At 66.6% G+C, this 17,678-nt stretch carries 15 protein-coding genes; 14 read left to right on the top strand and 1 reads right to left on the bottom strand.

Going from position 1 to position 17,678, the window contains the following annotated elements:
- Positions 1–192: 192 nt before the first annotated feature.
- From ABFA30_RS15515 to ABFA30_RS15580, 14 genes are all read left to right on the top strand, one after another.
- Entirely contained in the window at positions 193–1,173 is a 981-nt protein-coding gene (locus ABFA30_RS15515) for an AAA family ATPase (protein ID WP_225787770.1), read from the top strand.
- Positions 1,174–1,186: 13 nt separating this feature from the next.
- Positions 1,187–2,128 carry a DUF58 domain-containing protein gene (locus tag ABFA30_RS15520; RefSeq protein WP_225787771.1) on the top strand — a complete coding sequence of 314 codons (942 nt, stop codon included), beginning with the start codon at positions 1,187–1,189 and terminating at the stop codon, positions 2,126–2,128.
- Positions 2,125–2,631, top strand: coding sequence for a DUF4381 domain-containing protein (locus tag ABFA30_RS15525; protein WP_225787772.1), 507 nt, complete (start codon positions 2,125–2,127; stop codon positions 2,629–2,631). The genes ABFA30_RS15520 and ABFA30_RS15525 overlap by 4 nt, the downstream gene beginning before the upstream one ends.
- Positions 2,618–3,613, top strand: a complete 996-nt coding sequence (locus ABFA30_RS15530; RefSeq protein WP_225787773.1) for a vWA domain-containing protein — start codon at positions 2,618–2,620, stop codon at positions 3,611–3,613. The genes ABFA30_RS15525 and ABFA30_RS15530 overlap by 14 nt, the downstream gene beginning before the upstream one ends.
- A 1-nt stretch (position 3,614) precedes the next feature.
- Complete coding sequence (locus tag ABFA30_RS15535) at positions 3,615–5,213, top strand: VWA domain-containing protein (RefSeq protein WP_410045646.1); 1,599 nt, start codon at positions 3,615–3,617, stop codon at positions 5,211–5,213.
- A complete protein-coding gene (locus tag ABFA30_RS15540) occupies positions 5,210–6,517 on the top strand; it encodes a hypothetical protein (RefSeq protein ID WP_410045647.1) in 1,308 nt (435 codons plus the stop codon). The genes ABFA30_RS15535 and ABFA30_RS15540 overlap by 4 nt, the downstream gene beginning before the upstream one ends.
- Positions 6,518–6,553: 36 nt before the next feature.
- On the top strand, positions 6,554–7,567 hold the full coding sequence (locus tag ABFA30_RS15545) for an HAD family hydrolase (protein WP_410045648.1): 1,014 nt from the start codon (positions 6,554–6,556) through the stop codon (positions 7,565–7,567).
- A gap of 102 nt (positions 7,568–7,669) precedes the next feature.
- Positions 7,670–9,247 (top strand): arylsulfatase, encoded by a 1,578-nt coding sequence (locus ABFA30_RS15550; protein WP_410045649.1) that lies wholly within the window; start codon positions 7,670–7,672, stop codon positions 9,245–9,247.
- Between the two features lie 166 nt (positions 9,248–9,413).
- A complete protein-coding gene (locus ABFA30_RS15555; RefSeq protein WP_253080549.1) occupies positions 9,414–11,888 on the top strand; it encodes a fused MFS/spermidine synthase in 2,475 nt (824 codons plus the stop codon).
- Positions 11,885–12,475, top strand: coding sequence for a paraquat-inducible protein A (locus tag ABFA30_RS15560; RefSeq protein WP_410045650.1), 591 nt, complete (start codon positions 11,885–11,887; stop codon positions 12,473–12,475). The genes ABFA30_RS15555 and ABFA30_RS15560 overlap by 4 nt, the downstream gene beginning before the upstream one ends.
- Positions 12,472–13,098 (top strand): paraquat-inducible protein A, encoded by a 627-nt coding sequence (locus ABFA30_RS15565; protein ID WP_225787780.1) that lies wholly within the window; start codon positions 12,472–12,474, stop codon positions 13,096–13,098. The genes ABFA30_RS15560 and ABFA30_RS15565 overlap by 4 nt, the downstream gene beginning before the upstream one ends.
- Entirely contained in the window at positions 13,099–14,733 is a 1,635-nt protein-coding gene (locus ABFA30_RS15570; protein WP_410045651.1) for an intermembrane transport protein PqiB, read from the top strand.
- Between the two features lie 18 nt (positions 14,734–14,751).
- Complete coding sequence (locus ABFA30_RS15575; RefSeq protein WP_253090778.1) at positions 14,752–15,309, top strand: membrane integrity-associated transporter subunit PqiC; 558 nt, start codon at positions 14,752–14,754, stop codon at positions 15,307–15,309.
- Positions 15,310–15,337: 28 nt separating this feature from the next.
- Positions 15,338–17,245, top strand: a complete 1,908-nt coding sequence (locus tag ABFA30_RS15580; protein WP_410045652.1) for a diguanylate cyclase domain-containing protein — start codon at positions 15,338–15,340, stop codon at positions 17,243–17,245.
- 54 nt (positions 17,246–17,299) lie between these two features.
- Here ABFA30_RS15580 and ABFA30_RS15585 read toward each other — a convergent pair whose 3' ends face one another.
- Positions 17,300–17,668: a hypothetical protein gene (locus ABFA30_RS15585; protein ID WP_253102610.1), complete on the bottom strand. Its 369-nt coding sequence runs from the start codon at positions 17,666–17,668 to the stop codon at positions 17,300–17,302.
- Between the last annotated feature and the right edge of the window lie 10 nt (positions 17,669–17,678).

Genomic DNA, 17,678 nt, shown 5'->3' on the forward strand with positions numbered 1-17,678 from the left:
AGGGCGCCCAGGGTGTTCTTTACACGACACGCCCTGGGTGACTTTTCGATGGCGAACAATGACCTGTGAGCTAGAGTTACCACGCATCTTCATCTGCACCGTGGCATGGGCAGTGTGCCGGTTGGTTTCGGCAGGTCGCTGGCAGGGAAGTCGGTTCACCGGGTGATTGACGCAACTCAAGGACAACGACGCATGAGCATTCGTGATGAGATCGCCGGCCTGCAGGCCCAGGTCGGGCTTCAGGTCCTCGGCCAGGAGCAGACCATTGGCCATATCATGCTGGGCCTTCTGGCCAATGGTCATGTACTGCTGGAGAGCCTGCCCGGCCTGGCCAAGACCCGTACGGTCAAGGCCCTGGCCACCCACCTGGATGCGCGCATGAGCCGTATCCAGTTCACCCCCGACCTGCTGCCCTCGGACATCACCGGCGGCGAGATCCTGCAGCAGACCGAGGCCGGCAACCAGCTCAGGTTCCAGCCAGGCCCGCTGTTCGGCAACGTGATCCTGGCCGACGAGATCAACCGGGCGCCGGCCAAGGTCCAGGCGGCGCTGCTGGAGGCCATGGAAGAGCGGCAGATCACCGTGTCCGGGCAGACCCACGCGATGCCGGGGCTGTTCATGGTCCTGGCGACGCAGAACCCCATCGAGCAAGAGGGGACTTACCCACTGCCCGAGGCGCAGATGGACCGCTTCCTGATGAAACTGCTCATCGACTACCCGAAGGTCGAGGATGAAGCCCACGTCCTGCGTCTGGTCCGCAGCGAAGACCAGCGCCAGCAGGCCGGGGTCGGCGGCGAGCCGGCAGCGCCCATGGCGCAGGAGACGATCTTCGCGGCACGGCGTGAAGTCGGTTCGGTGCACGTATCCGAGGCGATCGACCGCTACCTGGTCGACCTGATCAACGCGACCCGCCACCCGGCCGACTACGACGCCGACCTGCAGCGCTGGATCAAGGTCGGCGCCAGCCCGCGCGGCGGTATCGGCCTGGACCGCGTCGCCCGGGCCCACGCCTGGTTGTCCGGCAGCGACTATGTGACGCCCGACGATGTGCGCTCGGTGCTGCACCCGGTACTGCGCCACCGCTTGCTGCTGTCGTATGACGCCGTGGCCGATGGTGTCAGCGCCGACCAGGTGCTGGACCGTCTGCTCGACACTGTTGCAATCCCTGCCTGAAGGGGAGGTCGCCATGCCCGTTGTCGCCGACGGCGCGGTCTACGCCTCGCTGGAGCAATTGATGCTGCTGGAGCACCGCGTGCGCGGCTTGAGCTTCCTGTCGCGCCAGCCATTGTCCAGCGTGCTCTCCGGCAACCATGCCGCACGCTTGCGTGGCCGTGGGCTGAGTTTCGACGAGCTGCGCCAGTACACGCCCGGCGACGACCTGCGCCACCTCGACTGGCGCGCCTCGTTGCGCTACAGCAAGCCGTTCGTGCGCAGCTACACCGAGGAGCGCGACCGCCCGACGCTGGTGCTGGTGGACCAGCGCATGAGCATGTATTTCGGCTCGCAGCGTGTGTTCAAATCGGTCACCGCCGCCGAACTGGGGGCGATCGGTGCCTGGATGGCCCTTCACGCAGGCGATCGGGTCGGGGGCCTGGTGTTCGGCGACAAGGACATCGAGTCGATCCGGCCATTGCGCAGCCGGGCCCGGGTCGAGGCCCTGTGCGCGGCGATCGTCCGGCATAACCACAGGCTTCATGCCATGCAGGCCGACGACGAGCAAGCGGGCCAGCTCGACCGGGTATTGCGCCACTGCCTGGGCATCGCAGGGCATGACCATCTGATCGTCATCATCAGCGATTTTGCCGGCGTGACGGAGCAGACCTTGCAGTTGCTGCGCCAACTGGCCGCTCATAACGACGTGCTGGCCCTGCAGGTGTTCGATCCCATTGCCTTGCAGGTGCCAGACCGTGGACGGTTGACCGTGACCCAAGGCCAGGTACAGGTCGAGCTGGAGATAGAGCGTCGCCAGGTCAACCGGCCGCTGGGCGATTTTCTCGCCGGGCGGCTGAAGGATGTCGCCACGCTGCTGCGGCGCAGCCAGGTGCCGTTGATGATGTTCAGCACCGGGCGCGACAGCCTCGAGCAGCTGCGCGCTGAACTGGGACGGCTGACGGCGGTGGCACGATGACCAAGGTGGCCGCGCCGAACATCGACCAGTTGCGCGAATTGGCCTTGCCGCCAATGCCCGTCAGCTACTGGCCGCAGACCTGGGGTTGGCTGGCCGTGTTGCTGGTCCTGCTGGCGATCGCCGCAGGGTTGGTCACTTGGCGCTACCTGCGCTGGCGCCGCAACCTCTATCGCCGCGAGGCGCTGGCGCGCCTGGAGGTGCTGGTGCAGACGTCGAACGATCCCTTGCAACGCCTGGCGGCACTGCGCGAGGTCCCGCAGTTGCTCAAGCGCGTGGCCCTGTCGATGCCCGCGCCGGAGGCCGTGGCCACGCTGCGTGGGCAAGACTGGCAGGCATTCTTGCAGCGCCACAGCCGCGCACCGCTGCCAGAGTGGTTCGCCGAACGCCTGGCGCTGCTGGCCTATGCGCCAGCCGAGCGGGTACTGGCTTTGCCTGAGGCGGATCTCCAGGCCTTGCTGGCGACCTCCCGACACTGGATCGAGGTGCACCGTGTGGCAGCTTGACTACCCCTGGTTGCTGCTGTTGCTGCCGTTGCCCTGGCTGGCCCGCCGTTACCTGGGCACCTACCGGGAATCACGCAGCGCCCTGCGGGTACCGTTCTTCGCCGCCATGAGCCGGGCCGTGGGCCAGGAACCCGGCAGTGCCCGTGCCGAGGGCGATCGCTGGCAACTGCCGTTGAACCTGCTAGTCTGGGGCCTGGTGCTGCTGGCCTGCGCACGGCCGGTACTGGTGGAAAAACCCATCGAGCGCGAGCTGCCAGTGCGCGACCTGATGCTGGCGATCGACATTTCCCAGTCCATGGCCACCACCGACTACGACGACCCTTCCGGGCAACGGGTGGACCGCCTGCAGGCCGTCAAAGGGGTGGTACGCGCGTTCATCGACCGGCGCAAGGACGACCGTATCGGCCTGATCGTGTTCGGCACCGCGGCCTATCCGCAGGCGCCGCTGACGCTGGACCATGCCAGCCTGGGCATCCTGCTCGACGAAGTCGGCATCGGCATGGCCGGGCCGAACACCGCCCTGGGCGACGCCATCGGCCTGACCATCAAGTTGCTGGACAAGGCCAAGGAACAAGAAAAGGTGTTGATCGTGCTGACCGATGGCAACGACACCGGTAGCGCGATCACGCCCGACCATGCCGCGCGCATGGCTCGGGAGCGCGGCATCGTGGTGCACACCATAGGCATCGGCGACCCCGAGGCCAGCGGCGAGGCCAAGGTCGACCTGCAGGCCCTCCAGGCCATCGCCCAGCAGACAGGCGGGCGTTTTTTCCATGCCGGTGACCGTGCCGCGTTGCAGGAGGTCTATGCCACCCTCGACCGGATCACGCCCCATCGGGTCAAGACCTTCAGCCACCAGCCCAGGCGCGAGCTGTTCTGCTGGCCACTGGGCGCGGCGCTGCTGGCATTGTTGCTCGGCCATGGTATGGCGGCCCTGGCCACGGCACGCCGTGCAGGCAAAGGGCAAGCCACGGAGCGCTGACATGGATATCGACCTGAGCGCCTTTCATTTCCTTCGCCCCTTGTGGCTGTCGACCATCGTCGCGGGCCTGCTTTTGCCCTGGTTATGGACGCGCCGGCATGACCTGTTGCGGCGCCTGGACGGCATCATCGCGCCACACCTGGTCGAGCACCTGGTCATCACCCCCGAGGACAATCAGCGCCTGCGCCCGGTTCATCTGCTGGGCGCGATGCTGGTACTGGGGGGCATCGCCATGGCCGGGCCGACCTGGGAACAGGACACGCCGGCGTTCCTGGACAACAAGGCACCGCTGATCCTGGCCCTGGACCTGTCGCCCTCGATGGACGCCGACGATGTCCCGCCTTCGCGGTTGGCCGCGGCCCGCCACACGCTGCACGACCTCATCCAGCGCCGTGGCGGCAGCCGTACGGCGCTGATCGCCTATGCCGGCAGTGCCCATCTCGTGCTGCCCCCCACCGACGACCCGGCATTGCTCGACAGCTTCCTCCAGGCATTGTCCACCGCGCTCATCGACAGCCCCGGGAAGGACGCGCTCGGCGCGGTGCGACTGGCCAAGGGCCTGCTGGCCGCCGAGGGCTCCCCCGGCACCCTGGTGTTGGTCAGCGACGGCGCCGACGCCGGTCAATTCGAAGCCATCGGCACGCAACTGCGCGGCAGCGACCTGCAGGTGCTGGTGCTGGCGGTAGGCAGCCGGGACGTTGACGTCCTGCTGGATGCCAAGGGCCAGCCGCGTACCGATGGCAGCGGCCGAACGTTGCACGCACGCTTCGATGCCGAAGGGCTCAAGGGCCTCGCCGATGCCGCCGATGCCCCTTTGGGCAGCCTCACGCTGGACGACGATGACCTCGACTGGATCGAGCTGCATGCCCAGCGGCACTTCCAGGCGGCCCAGGCTGACGACCAGCCGTTGCACTGGAAGGACGCAGGCTACTGGCTGTGCTGGCCCTTGCTGGTGCTGGCGTTGCTCGGCCTGCGCCGGGGCTGGCGGGTGCATTGGCTGGGCGCCTGGCTACTCGCACTGTCTGTCGGCTATGCCCCGCAGCCGGTCCAGGCCGGCGCCTTGGCCGATGCCTTCTTCACCCCCGACCAACAAGGGCGCTGGGCATTCGAGCATGAGCATTACCCGCAGGCGGCGCAGCACTTTGCCGACCCTTACTGGAAGGGCGTGGCGGCTTACCGTGCGGCGGATTTCGACGCAGCCCTGGGCAGCTTCGCGCAACTGGACACGGCGGCCGCGTACTTCTACCAGGGCAATGCCTATGTGCGCCTTTCGAAGTTCGAGCAGGCCATCGCCGCCTACCAGCAAGCCCTGCGGCGCCAGGCGGCATTCCCCGAGGCCAGTGCCAACCTGGCCCTGGCCCAGGCCTTGCTGAAGGACCGCGAGGCCCAGCAGGAAGCGGGGCCGCCAGATGAAAAGGCCGACCAGGTGAAGTTCGACAACACCTCCGGCAAAGGCAAGGACGTCCAGCGCCCGGCAGGGCAGGCGAGTTCCGACCAGGCCTGGCTGGACAATCTGACCACCTCGCCCGCGCAATTTCTCAAGCGCAAGTTCCTGCTGCAGGATGCCGCTCGCCAGCAGGCCTCGGAGGCCACGCCATGAAACGCCTGTTGCTGCTGTTGCTGCTACCCCTGCTGGCGCAGGCGGCCGAACCCGAGGTGCGCGTGCGCAGCCAACTGCTGCCGGCCGAGGGTGTACTGGTCGGTGGCACCCTGACCTTGCAGGTCGACCTGCTGGTGGACACCTGGTTCGACGCCGCGCCGAACCTGCCGCCCCTGAAGCTGGAAGGCGCAGTGGTGTCCGCCCCCAGCAGCGAAGGCGCCCACCTGAACGAAAGGATCGACGGCAAGGCATTCTTCGGCTTGCGCCTGAGTTACCAGATCACGCCGCAACAGGCCAAGGCCTTCGACATCCCGGCCTTGGCCATCGAAGTCAGGCCGGGGCAGGGCAGTGGCCCCGTGAAGGTGTACAGCCAGGCCCAGCACTTCGTCGCCCGGCAGCCTGCCGGCGGCGGCCAGGGGCAGCATCTGGTGGCCCGGCAGGTGCGTTTCACCCAGCAGGTGGAGTACGCCCACCAGCCGCTACGGGTCGGCGACAGCGTCACCCGACGAGTGCAGGTGCAGGCCGAGGACGCCCAGGCCATGCTGATCCCCGCACCGACCTTCGCCGACATCGAGGGGCTGCGGCGTTACCTGCAGACGCCGGTTGTCGCCCCGCTGAGCGATGGCCGTGGAGGCGTCAGCGGCGGTCGTCGCGACGACGCCGTGACCTATGTAGTGACCGAGGCGGGGCACTATCGCTTGCCCGCCATCGAGCTGAAATGGTGGGACGCCGAGAGCGGCGAAGCCCGCACGGCAACGCTGCCGGCCCTGGAGCTGGAGGCATCCGGGCCGGCGGCCTACCAGGCGCCGTTTTCAATCCGCGACGATTTGCGCGCCCTCGGCCAGGGCGCCCGGGTACAGGTGGCCGGCCATTGGCTGCTCATCGTTACCGCAGCGCTGGTGGTGGGGGTGATAGGGTACCTGGGGCGGGGTTGGAGCCAAATGCCAAGGGACGCCTGGAGGCGCTGGCGCGCGCGGCGCAGGCAGGCCTGGCTCGCCTCGGCCGCCTACGCCTGGCGGCAGGTGCCGGGCCAGCTCGCCCTGCAACCGCCGCAGTTGGGCGCGCTGTACCTGTGGCTCAGGCGCGCGACGGGTTGTCGTGAAATGAGTACGGGCCTGGGCGCACTTCCCGTTGCTGTCAGTAAATGTTTGCTAGCGTTTCTGAGGGCGCGCTATGGCGTTTCGCCTCAGGACACGGCGACGGCAAGCCAACTGATGGAGACGTTACCAGCGCTGCGACGTGCGGTCGACGAGCACACCCGGCCCGCGTCACCCCGACACGGCCTGAAGAGGCTCAACCCCTGACTTCGGCCCATTGCCTGCATTCATCAAGGAAGTCATATGCATCTGAACGCTGTTTCCCGCCCAGGGCGCTGGTTGTTCACGCTGCTGCTGATCCTGCCGTTGCTGGCCCAGGCAGCGGATGCCTTGCCCTCCTGGAACGCCAGTGCATCCCGTGATGCGATCGTGGCCTTCGTCGAGGCGGTGACCGACGAGAAGGGCAAGGACTACGTGCCAGTGGCCGAGCGAATCGCCGTGTTCGACAATGACGGCACCTTGTGGAGCGAGCAGCCGATGTATTTCCAGGTGCTGTTCGCCCTGGCCGAGGTCAAGCGCCTGGCGCCGCAGCACCCGGAATGGAAAACCCAGCAACCGTTCAAGGCCGTGCTGGAGGATGACCAGAAGACCCTGGCGGCCAGTGGCATGCAAGGCCTGATGCAGATCGTCACGGCCACCCATACCGGCATCAGCACCGACACCTTCAGCCAGAACGCCCGCCGCTGGCTGGCCAGCAGCAAGCACCCGCGCAGCCAAAAACCCTACACCGAGATGGTCTTCCAGCCCATGTTGGAGTTGCTGGCGTACCTGCGCGCCAATGGCTTCAAGACCTACATCGTCTCTGGTGGCGAAGTGGCCTTCATGCGCACCTTCGCCGAAGAGGTCTACGGCATTCCCCCTGAGCAGGTGATCGGGACCACCTTCGCCACACGCTTCCAGGATCAGGATGGGACGTTGTCGATCCAGCGCCTGGCCCAGCTCACCCACAACGACGACGGCCCCGGCAAGCCGGAGAGCATCGAGGCCTACATCGGTCGTCGGCCGATCCTGGCGTTCGGCAACTCCGACGGCGACCTGCAGATGCTGCAATGGACCATGGCCGGGAAGGGACGGCGCCTGGCGGGCCTCGTACACCATACCGACGCCCAGCGGGAGTGGGCCTACGACCGGCAGAGCCAGGTCGGTCGGCTGGACAAGGCGCTTGACCAAGCCCGGGACAAGGGCTGGGTGATCGTGGACATGGCCAAGGCGTGGAAACGGGTCTACCCCTTCGACCAGGACGCGAGCCAACACTGAATAGATAGCCACAGGGAGTGCTGCGAGAGGTCCGTGCAGGCGTCGTCTCTCGATGCACAGGCAGTCGTGGATACGACAAGCAACCAGAACGGAGAAGCACCAATGAAACGCACAGGAAGGTGGTTATCGCAGTTCGCACTGGCGGCGACGGCGATAGTGGGATGCTCGATGGCCACGGCCGCGGACAAGCCGAACATCCTGGTGATATTCGGCGATGACATCGGCCAGACCAATATCAGTGCGTATTCGCACGGAGTGGTCGGCTACAAGACGCCGAACATCGACCGTATCGCCAAGGAAGGGATGATGTTCACCGACTACTACGCCGAGAACAGCTGCACGGCGGGGCGTTCTACCTTCATCACCGGCCAGTCCGCCTTGCGTACCGGGCTGTCCAAGGTCGGCATGCCGGGCGTCAAGGTCGGCCTGCAGGATCGCGACGTGACCATCGCCCAGGCGCTCAAGGCACTGGGGTACGCCACGGGTCAATTCGGCAAGAACCACCTGGGTGATCGGGACGAATACCTGCCGACCAACCACGGCTTCGATGAGTTCTTCGGCAACCTCTACCACCTCAACGCCGAGGAGGAGCCCGAGCGCCCGTATTGGCCCAAGGACCCCAACGACCCCTTCGTCAAGGCCGCTTCGCCGCGTGGGGTGATCCGCTCCACCGCCGACGGCAAGATCGAGGACACCGGCGCGCTGAACAGCAAGCGCATGGAAACCATCGATGACGATACCACCCAGGCGGCCATCAACTTCATCGACAAGCAGGCCAAGGCCGACAAACCGTTCTTCGTGTGGATGAACACCACACGCATGCATGCCTTCACCCATGTACGCGAGTCGATGCAAGGGCAGAGTGGCATGGTAGGCAACGAATATGCCGACGGCATGCTCGAACACGACGGTGACGTCGGCAAGCTGCTCAAGACGTTGGACGACCTGAAGCTTACCGACAACACCATCGTCGTCTACACCACCGACAACGGGCCGAACCAGTGGTCGTGGCCGGATGCGGCGACCACGCCGTTTCGCAACGAGAAGAACTCCAACTGGGAGGGCGCCTACCGGGTGCCGGCCATGGTGCGCTGGCCGGGCAAGATCAAGGCGGGCGAAGTGACCACCCAGATGTTCTCCGGCCTGGACTGGTTCCCTACCTTGTTGGCGGCAGCTGGCAGTGCGGACATCAAGGAACGCTTGCTCAAAGGGGCTGATGTCGGTGGCAAGAACTTCAAGGTGCACCTGGACGGCTATAACCAGCTGGACTTCCTGACAGGCAAGACCGACAAGAGCGCACGCGAGGAATTCTATTATTTCAGCGACGATGGAGACCTGGTCGCCATGCGCTTCAAGGACTGGAAGCTGGTGTTCTGCGAACAGCGCGCCCCGGGTGGTTTCAAGGTCTGGAGCGAGCCGTTCACATGCCTGCGGGTACCGAAGCTGTTCCATCTGCGCATGGATCCATATGAGCGGGCAGACGTGGTGTCGGACCAGTACTACGACTGGCTCGCCAAGAACGACTACCTGATTTTCGAGGGCACCCGCAGGGCCGCCGCCTTCCTGCAGACCTTCGTCGACTATCCCCCCAGCCAGCGTCCGGCGAGCTTCAGCATCGACCAGATCCGTGCCGACGTAGACCGGCAGATCGAGGCCAAGATGAAGCAAGGCGCCAAATAAGCGCCGACTGGAAGCGGACGCAGGCCAGCGCCTGCGCCCGTCCCCTGGCCTGCGGCAGTCTTCCTGGCGCAGGCCTCCTTTCGTTCGATAAGGCTTTGCCATGTCATCAGCCGCCAGTCAGTCCCGTTCGCGCCCCCGTCGCGCGGTAGTCCAGGCAACCTCGGCCATGGCACGTTCCCAGCTGTCGATCACCGCGTTGCTGATGTTCCTTTCCGGCGGTGCGGCCCTGGTCTACCAGGTGCTCTGGGTCAAACAACTGTCCTTGGTGGTGGGGGTGGAGGTGTATGCCGTCACCACGGCCATCAGTGCTTTTTTCGCCGGCCTGGCGCTGGGGGGCCTGGCGTTCGGTCGGTGGGCCGACCGTCTGCGCCGTCCGGTCCTGTTGTATGCCGGGCTGGAGGTGTTGGTCGCGGTCCTCGGGGTCGCCGCAACCCTGGGGCTTGGCGCTGCCGCGGGCCTCTTCGCCCGGCTGGAGGCCAGCCTGGGGCCGCTGGCCTGGGTGCTGCCTTTCGTGCTGGTCGGCCTGCCGGCGTTCTTCATGGGCGGTACCCTGCCAGTGCTGGTGCGCGCCCTGTCCCCGGTCGAGGGCGAGCTCGGCCGGGCAGGTGGCGGCCTGTATGCCGCCAATACCGCGGGCGCCATCGCCGGTACCCTGGCGGCGGCGTTCGTGCTGTTGCCAACGCTCGGTGTGCTGGCCAGTGCCTATGCCGCCGCATTGCTGAACGTGCTGGCTGCTGTCGCCGCGCTGTGGGTAGCCCGCGCGCCCGTCGAGCCGGCACACCAGGCCACTGCGGCCACCACCGCACGCAGTGCCTCGGCACGCCTGGCCATCGGCCTGTATTGCCTGGCCGGCGGGGTGGCGCTGGGGTACGAAGTGATCTGGACGCAGTCGATCGTGCAGTTCATGAGCACGCGGGCCTTCGCCTTCGCCGTGGTGCTGGCCACCTATCTCTGCGGCCTCGTGCTCGGCAGCGCCTTGTATGCGCGGCATGCGGACCGTATTCGCGACCCCTGGGGCGTGTTCGGCCTGCTGATCGCCAGTGCGGGGCTGCTGGCGATTCTCCAGGTCGCCGGGCTGGGGCAGTGGCTGGTCGGCGCGCAGAGCCTGGCCGAGCGCTGGGTGCTGACCCTCGGTGGCAGCGAACTGGCGGGCATGTCCGCACGCTTCGCCGTCGCGGCGCTCAGCGTGGTGTTCCTGCCCACGACCTTGCTGGGCGCGGCGTTTCCCCTGGCCTTGCGCCTGGCGGTAGACAGTGCCCATGTCGGCCGCGATGTGGGGATCGTGGTTGCCCTCAACACCCTGGGTGGCATCCTTGGCGTGATGCTGACAGGGTTCCTGCTGGTACCAGGGCTGGGCCTGGTGCGTGGCCTGGCGTTGCTCGCCGTGCTGGCTGCCGCCATTGGCGGTGTGGCGGTATGGCGAGGGACGCAGGTCAGCCGCCGGATGCGCGTGGGGGTGCTGCTCGTCGGCATCGCGACCCTTGCCTGTGGCCTGTTGACGTCGCCCCGGCACCTGGCGCAATTGATGCCTGCCACCCGCAGCGGGCAACTGAGCTTCTATGAGGAGGGGCGGGGCGGCACAGTGGCGGTGGTACAGCAAGGCAAGGGGCAACGGCAGTTCAGCCGCCTGTACATCCAGGGCGTGTCCAATACCGGCGATGCCATGCCGTCGCTGCGCTACATGCGCCTGCAGGCGTTGCTGCCGTTGTTGATTCACCGCGGCGAGCCCCGCTCGGCGTTGGTCATCGGTTTCGGTACCGGCATCACCGCCGGTGCCATGCTGCGCTACCGCGACGTGCAGCACCCGGTGGTGGCCGAGTTGCTGCCCGAGGTGCTGAGGGCCGCACCACACTTTCGTGGGACCTTCGAGGCCATCGACGATCCACGCCTGGACATTCGCCTGCGCGACGGCCGCCGTGAGCTGCTGCGCAGCGAGGCCCGCTACGACATGATCACCCTGGAGCCGCCGCCACCTTCGGCTGCCGGGGTGGTCAACCTGTATTCGCGCGACTTCTACCGCTTGGCCGCCAGCCGCCTGAACGAGCATGGCGTGGTTGCCCAGTGGTTGCCGTTGCCGACACAGAACGACGAGGACAGCCGCTCGCTGGTGCGCAGCTTCATCGACGTGTTTCCCCATGCCTCGCTGTGGACCACGGAGTTTCACGAGATGCTGCTGGTGGGCTCCCTGCAGCCGTTGCAACTGGACGTAGCGCGCATCCAGGAGCGCTTTTCGCAGCCCGAGGTGGCTGCCGTGCTGGGCGAGGTGGGCATCGACTCGGCGGCCGCGCTGCTGGCGACCTGGATCACCGATCGCCAAGGGCTACAGACCTATGCCGGCGATGCACCGGCGGTAACGGATGACCAGCCACGCATCGAGTACGCCCCGTGGGTCCGTGCCAAGGAGATCACCCGGGTACTGCCCGAGCTGCTGGCATTGCGCCGTGAGCCGCCCTTGGTCAACGTGCAGCCGTCGTTTCGCGCCCAGGTCAACGCGCAATGGGCGAGCTTGCGGCGTTTCTACGGCGTGGGCCTGCACGCCTACCGTGGCGAGCGCCAGGCCTGGGCACGGGAGGTGAGGACCGTGGTTCGCGAGGATGGCAGCAACCCTTACTACCGCTGGTTCATCGGTGACCCGCGATGAAGCAGGACGTGATCATCTGCGAATACTGCGACGCGGTGTATCAGCGCACGCCGCTGGCCCGCCACCAGCGCGCCGTGTGCGTACGTTGCTCGGGCGTGCTGGAGCGCCATGGCGCCTTGTCCGTGCAGCAACGCCTGGCCCTGGGCGTGACCGGCGCGGTGCTCCTGGCGTTCGCCCATCTCTACCCGGTCATGACCATCAACATGCAGGGCCTGAGCAATAGCGCGACGCTCTGGGACTCGGTGCTGATCCTCAGCCGCGGCAGCATCACCCTCATCGCCCTGGTGGTGGCGCTGGCCATCATCATCGCGCCCGTGATGCAGGTGGGCTTGCTGATCTGGGTACTGGCCTTCGCCTTGCGCCAACGCCGCGCGCCGGCCTTTGCCTGGTGCATGCGGGGGCTGGAGGCGCTGCGGCCCTGGAGCATGCTGGAGGTCTGCCTGCTGGGCGCCCTGGTGGCCGTGATCAAGCTCGCGGGCCTGCTCGATGTGATCCCGGGCATCGGCCTGTTGGCCATGGCCGCGCTCAGCGTCCTGTTGATCTACATCGCCGGGCGCGACATCCGCCAGCTCTGGGAGCAGGTATGAGCGTGCCGCCCACCGCCGCTGAACTGAAGCTGTGCCTGTGCCATGGCTGCGGCCATGCCAGCGACCTGACCCGCCACCCGCATCGCTGCGAGCGCTGCGCCGCGCCCCTGCATGCGCGCAAGACACAGGCCGTCACCCGTACCTGGGCCTACCTGCTCACGGCGCTGGTGTTCTACATCCCGGCCAACCTGCTGCCGGTGATGCATACCGAGATGCTCGGCCAGGGCACCGACAGCACCATCGGTGGCGGTGTACTGGAGTTCTGGGAGAGCGGGGCCTGGGACATCGCCTTGATCATCTTCATCGCCAGCATCGGCGTGCCGGCGATCAAGTTCATCGCCTTGCTGATGTTGCTGGTCACGGTGCAGCGGCGCAGCGACTGGGCATGCCGGCAACGCACCAAGCTCTACCGCTTCGTGGAACTGATCGGCTACTGGTCGATGCTCGATGTGCTGGTGGTCGCGCTGGTCGCGGCCCTGGTGCAGATGCGCGAGCTGGGCACCATCGAACCACGGGCCGGCATCCTGTTCTTTGGCCTGGTCGTGGTGTTCACCATGCTCTCGGCCATGAGTTTCGACCCGCGTCTCATCTGGGACAGCGCTTCACACAAGGAGGACGCCTGAATGGTGCAAGACAGCGAGCGGCAACCGGCTGCGGCACAGGTGCAGAGCAGGCGCTGGAACGTGTCCCTGGTCTGGATCGTCCCGATCATCGCGCTGTTGATCGGCGCCTCCCTGGTGGTGCGCAGCTGGATGCAGGAAGGGCCGGTGATCACCATTTCCTTCAAGACGGGCGAGGGGCTGGTGGCGCACAAGACACAGGTCAAGTACCGCAGCGTGGTGATCGGCGAAGTGGCCTCGGTGGAGCTGGCCGACGATAAGAAAAGCGTGCTGGCCACCGTGCGGCTGTCCAAGGAGGCCGAATCGTTCGCCACCGAGGGCGCCCAGTACTGGGTCGTCAGACCGCGCATCGGGGCGGGCGGTGTCACCGGTGTCGATACCTTGCTCTCGGGCAACTTCATCGGCGCCGATGCTGGCCAGTCCACGACGCCGGCCAAGGCGTTCACCGGGCTGGAGTCGCCACCGCCGATCACCTATGGCGAGAAGGGCAAGCGCTTCACGCTGCATGCCCAGGACCTGGGTTCGCTCGACATCGGCTCGCCGATCTACTTTCGCAAGATCCCCGTCGGGCAGGTGGTGTCCTACGCCTTGCAGGAGGATGGCAAGGGGGTGGACATCGGCATCTTCATCGAAGCGCCCAACGATGCCTTCGTCACCCGCAACACGCGCTTCTGGAATGCCAGCGGGATCGACCTCGACCTCGGCGCCAATGGCTTGAGGGTCAATACCGAATCGCTGTCGTCGATCCTGGTCGGCGGGCTGGTCTTCGGTGAACCCGAGTCGGCCACCGGGGCTGCGCTGGCCGAAGACCAGCAGGCGTTCGAACTGTATGCCGATCGCGACAGCGCCCTGGCACCGCCTACGGGCAAGGCATTGCCGCTGCGGCTGCGCTTCGACCAGTCCATGCGCGGCCTGGCCGTTGGCGCGCCGGTGGAGTTCATGGGGGTGGCGTTCGGCAAGGTCACGGCGGTCGAGCTCGACTTCGACGAACAGAAACAGAGCTTCCCAGTCATGGTGGACGCGGTGGTCTACCCGCAGCGCCTGGGGCCTGTCTACCTGAAGATGTTCGGGGCGCTCAAGCGAGCGCCAGGGGACGAGGAGGCCGGCAGCCAGCTGATCGGCAGTTTTGTCGCGCATGGCCTACGGGCGCAGGCGCGCACGGGTAACCTGCTCACGGGCCAGCTGTATGTGTCCCTGGACTTCTACCCCGACGCACAGAAAGTCGCCTTCGATGCCTCGGCACGCCCCCTGTGGATTCCCACGGTGCCCGGCAGCCTGGACAAACTGCAGGAGCAACTGCAGCAGATGGTCGCGCGCCTGAGCAAACTGCCCATCGAACGCATCGCCAACGACCTGGACGGCAACCTGCGCGAGCTGAAGGCCAGCCTCAAGCAGTTCAACACGCAGACCTTGCCGGGTGTCAGCCAGACCCTGGAAGCGCTGCGTGCCACGTTGCAGACCGCCAATGCCGCGCTGTCGGAGGGGTCTCCGCAGCGCGAGAGAATGAACGACACCCTCAACGAACTGGAGCGCATGTCGCGTTCGCTGCGTGACCTGTCCGACTACCTGGGCAGGCACCCCGAATCGCTGATACGCGGGCGGCCCAAGGCCGTCGATGCCGATGGCCTGCGGCCTTGAACCAAGGAGTGAACCCCTATGCACAAGCTGGCAAAGCAGCTGTTGGCCGCCGGGCTGGTCGTGACCTTGCAAGGTTGCAGCAGCGCCCCCATCCACTACCATACCTTGGTGCCGGCGCAGCCTGCCGAGCGGCCGGCGGGCGTCGATATCGCGATCCAGCAGGTCACCCTGCCGCCCCAGGTCGATCGTTCGCAGCTGGTCATACGCCAGGGCGACAGTGGGCTGGTGATCCTAGAGACCGAATGGTGGGGGGCCAACTTGGTCGACGAGTTCCGTAGCGCCCTGCAGGACCAGCTAGGGACGCCGACCGGGGCGGGCGACCGGGCGAGCTTGCGCGTGGAGGTGCAGCGCTTCGACTCGATCCCGGGCCAGCACGCCTTGCTCGATGTGAGCTGGCGGCTGGGATATGGCACGCCGCACAGCCAGCTGTCCTGCCACAGCACCTTGCAAAGCAGGGCGGACAACAGCATCTCCGGGTTGGTCGCGGCGCATCAGGACAACCTGCGCAGGTTCGCCCGTATGGTCGCACAGGCCAGCGCCGCCGGCACGACGCGCTGTCCGGCGCCGGCCCTCTAGTGGCTGGCCTTTGCCGCTGGAGCGCTCGATGACGCTACGCAAGCGACTGTTCTGGCTTTTCGCACCACCGCTGGTGGTGGTCCTGCTGGCGATCCATGGGCTGGCGCACACGCTGATCCTGGGCCGTCTGGACCATGAGGATGAGCAACTGCTGGTGGCCGAAGCCACGCATATCCGGGCCTTGGTGGGCAACCTGCTCGAACGCGACCATGACCGCCTGCGTAATTTCGTGCTCTCCTTGGCGCCTTCGGCAGCGGCAGGCGACATCCTGCCGCTACCCTCCGCCAGCTTGAGCCGGATGAACTTCGACTTCCTGATCCACCTGGATACGGCAGGGCAGGTGAGCGCCGCCCAGTGGCAACCCGTGCAGGCCCTCGACCTGGCGACCTTGGGCACGGCGCCTGTGCGCAGCACCCAGGCCTTGCGCGACGATATCCTCGCCCTGGCGCAGCGCCTGGAGCGTGATGGAACGGCCCGGCAAGTGCCGGGGCGGCTGGTTGCGGTACAAGGCGTACCGATGATCCTGGTCGGCATGCAGACGCCACCACCGGCCTCGGGGACCCTGTTCGCCGGCCACTTCTTCGACAGCGAACGCACCGCGGCCTTGCAGCGGCAACTCGAAGGCGTCCTACGGCTGCTCGCGCCCGAGCGGACGCCGCCACACTGGGCCCCGCTCGAAGGGAACGAAGACATCGCCATCAGCCCGCGCCAGGTCCTCGATGCCGACCGGCAGCGCATCTTCCTGCAGTTCGACCGTCGTCCGGACGAACCGCAGCTGGTGCTGGAGCTGCCCCGCGATCGGCACCTGTACGTCGAGGGGCGCAAGCAGATCGATCTTTTCCTCGGCCTGTCGGCGCTGGTCGCGCTGCTGGCCTGGTTGCTGACCTACCTGGGCCTGGACGTTGTCCTGCTGCGCCGCATCTCGAGGATGCACCAGGAGCTGCTGCACATTGGGCCTGAGTCCGCCGGCCGTCGCCTCAGCGACCGCGGCACGGATGAACTGGGCCTGCTCGGGCAAGAGACCAACCACATGCTCGATCGCCTGGAGCGCAGCGAAGCACGGGACCGGGCGATCCTCCAGGCCATGCAGGAAGGCTATTTCGAACTGGACGGCCAAGGCCATTTCCTGGCCATCAACCCGGCCCTGGCCACGCTGCTCGGCCTCTCGCCAGAAACCGTGATCGGCCAGCCGGCCAGCCAATGGCTGGAGACATGCACCGAACAACGGCTCGGCGCGCTGGTCGAGGCGCACTCGGCGGGGGACGCACCACTGCTGCATGGGCGCCTGCACCGGGCCGACGGTAGCCTGGGGTACTACGAAACGCGCGTCTCGCCCATCTTCGATGGCCAGGGCCGGCCCAGCGGCTATCGCGGCATCCTGCACGACGTCAGCGGCCATGTCGAATACCAGAACCAGCTCTTCGACCTGGCCTATCGCGATGCCCTGACCGGGCTCGGCAACCGCAAGGCCTTCTACGAGCACCTCACGCGCAACCTGGCCGATGGGAAGGGTAGCCTGGCGCTGCTGTTCATCGACCTGGACCGTTTCAAGCAGGTCAACGACCGCTTCGGGCACGATATCGGCGACAGCCTGCTGGTGCAGATGGCCAACCGCCTGCGCGAGGCCGTGCGCAAGCCGGACCGTGCCTATCGCCTGGGCGGCGACGAGTTCACGCTGATCCTGCCCGGCACCGGCGCAAGCGATGCCCAGCGCCTTGCCGAGCGCTTGTTGCAGGTATTGGGGGCACCTGTGCAGATCGAGACGCAGACCATCGATTTCGTTACCCCGAGCATCGGCGTCGCGCTCCACCCCTTGCATGCCCATGATCCCGACACCTTGGTCAAGGCGGCCGACCAGGCCATGTACCAAGCCAAGCGTCAGCGCAACCGGGTGTGCCTGTTCACGGCCGACGTCGAACCCGAGCCCGGGCCGTGACAGGGCGTTCAGGACATCGCTGGAAACCGGGGCGCGAAGCGGCCCCATGGCATTTCACCTCGGCGCCGGTTTCCTGTTCGCGAACAGCTTCGGTAACGCGGCGAGCTCGTCGAAGAACGTCTGCGGCAGGTCGGGAATCGCCTGTTTCAGCGCCCCGACGGGGTCCTCCATGAAATACTCCATGCGTGAGGCATCGCCCCCCAGCCAGGCGAAGAAGCGCTGTTCATTCGCGGTCATCGCCTGGATCAGGCGCTCTACCGTGTTCGCTGCCGCGGCGTCGGTTTCCGCGAGCTTGCCGATGAGCGGATGATTCGCCCCGGTTACCGGCGCCCGTGGGCTTCGGGAAGAGAAGGTGACGTAGTGCTCGCCTGCGGCGCTGTCTTTGAGGCGGTACTTCACGAAGTGGGTCGACTGGCTTGCCATGGCAGGCCTC

The organism is Pseudomonas sp. HLMP, from assembly GCF_046365545.1.
GTDB classification, from domain to species: domain Bacteria; phylum Pseudomonadota; class Gammaproteobacteria; order Pseudomonadales; family Pseudomonadaceae; genus Aquipseudomonas; species Aquipseudomonas guariconensis_B.

Bases quoted from the DNA above. Each gene is read 5' to 3' on its own strand.
- ABFA30_RS15515 (WP_225787770.1), top strand. From the start codon at position 193: ATGAGCATTCGTGATGAGATCGCCGGCCTGCAGGCCCAGGTCGGGCTT.
- ABFA30_RS15520 (WP_225787771.1), top strand. From the start codon at position 1,187: ATGCCCGTTGTCGCCGACGGCGCGGTCTACGCCTCGCTGGAGCAATTG.
- ABFA30_RS15525 (WP_225787772.1), top strand. From the start codon at position 2,125: ATGACCAAGGTGGCCGCGCCGAACATCGACCAGTTGCGCGAATTGGCC.
- ABFA30_RS15535 (WP_410045646.1), top strand. From the start codon at position 3,615: ATGGATATCGACCTGAGCGCCTTTCATTTCCTTCGCCCCTTGTGGCTG.
- ABFA30_RS15540 (WP_410045647.1), top strand. From the start codon at position 5,210: ATGAAACGCCTGTTGCTGCTGTTGCTGCTACCCCTGCTGGCGCAGGCG.
- ABFA30_RS15545 (WP_410045648.1), top strand. From the start codon at position 6,554: ATGCATCTGAACGCTGTTTCCCGCCCAGGGCGCTGGTTGTTCACGCTG.
- ABFA30_RS15550 (WP_410045649.1), top strand. From the start codon at position 7,670: ATGAAACGCACAGGAAGGTGGTTATCGCAGTTCGCACTGGCGGCGACG.
- ABFA30_RS15555 (WP_253080549.1), top strand. From the start codon at position 9,414: ATGGCACGTTCCCAGCTGTCGATCACCGCGTTGCTGATGTTCCTTTCC.
- ABFA30_RS15560 (WP_410045650.1), top strand. From the start codon at position 11,885: ATGAAGCAGGACGTGATCATCTGCGAATACTGCGACGCGGTGTATCAG.
- ABFA30_RS15565 (WP_225787780.1), top strand. From the start codon at position 12,472: ATGAGCGTGCCGCCCACCGCCGCTGAACTGAAGCTGTGCCTGTGCCAT.
- ABFA30_RS15570 (WP_410045651.1), top strand. From the start codon at position 13,099: ATGGTGCAAGACAGCGAGCGGCAACCGGCTGCGGCACAGGTGCAGAGC.
- ABFA30_RS15575 (WP_253090778.1), top strand. From the start codon at position 14,752: ATGCACAAGCTGGCAAAGCAGCTGTTGGCCGCCGGGCTGGTCGTGACC.
- ABFA30_RS15580 (WP_410045652.1), top strand. From the start codon at position 15,338: ATGACGCTACGCAAGCGACTGTTCTGGCTTTTCGCACCACCGCTGGTG.
- ABFA30_RS15585 (WP_253102610.1), bottom strand. From the start codon at position 17,668: ATGGCAAGCCAGTCGACCCACTTCGTGAAGTACCGCCTCAAAGACAGC.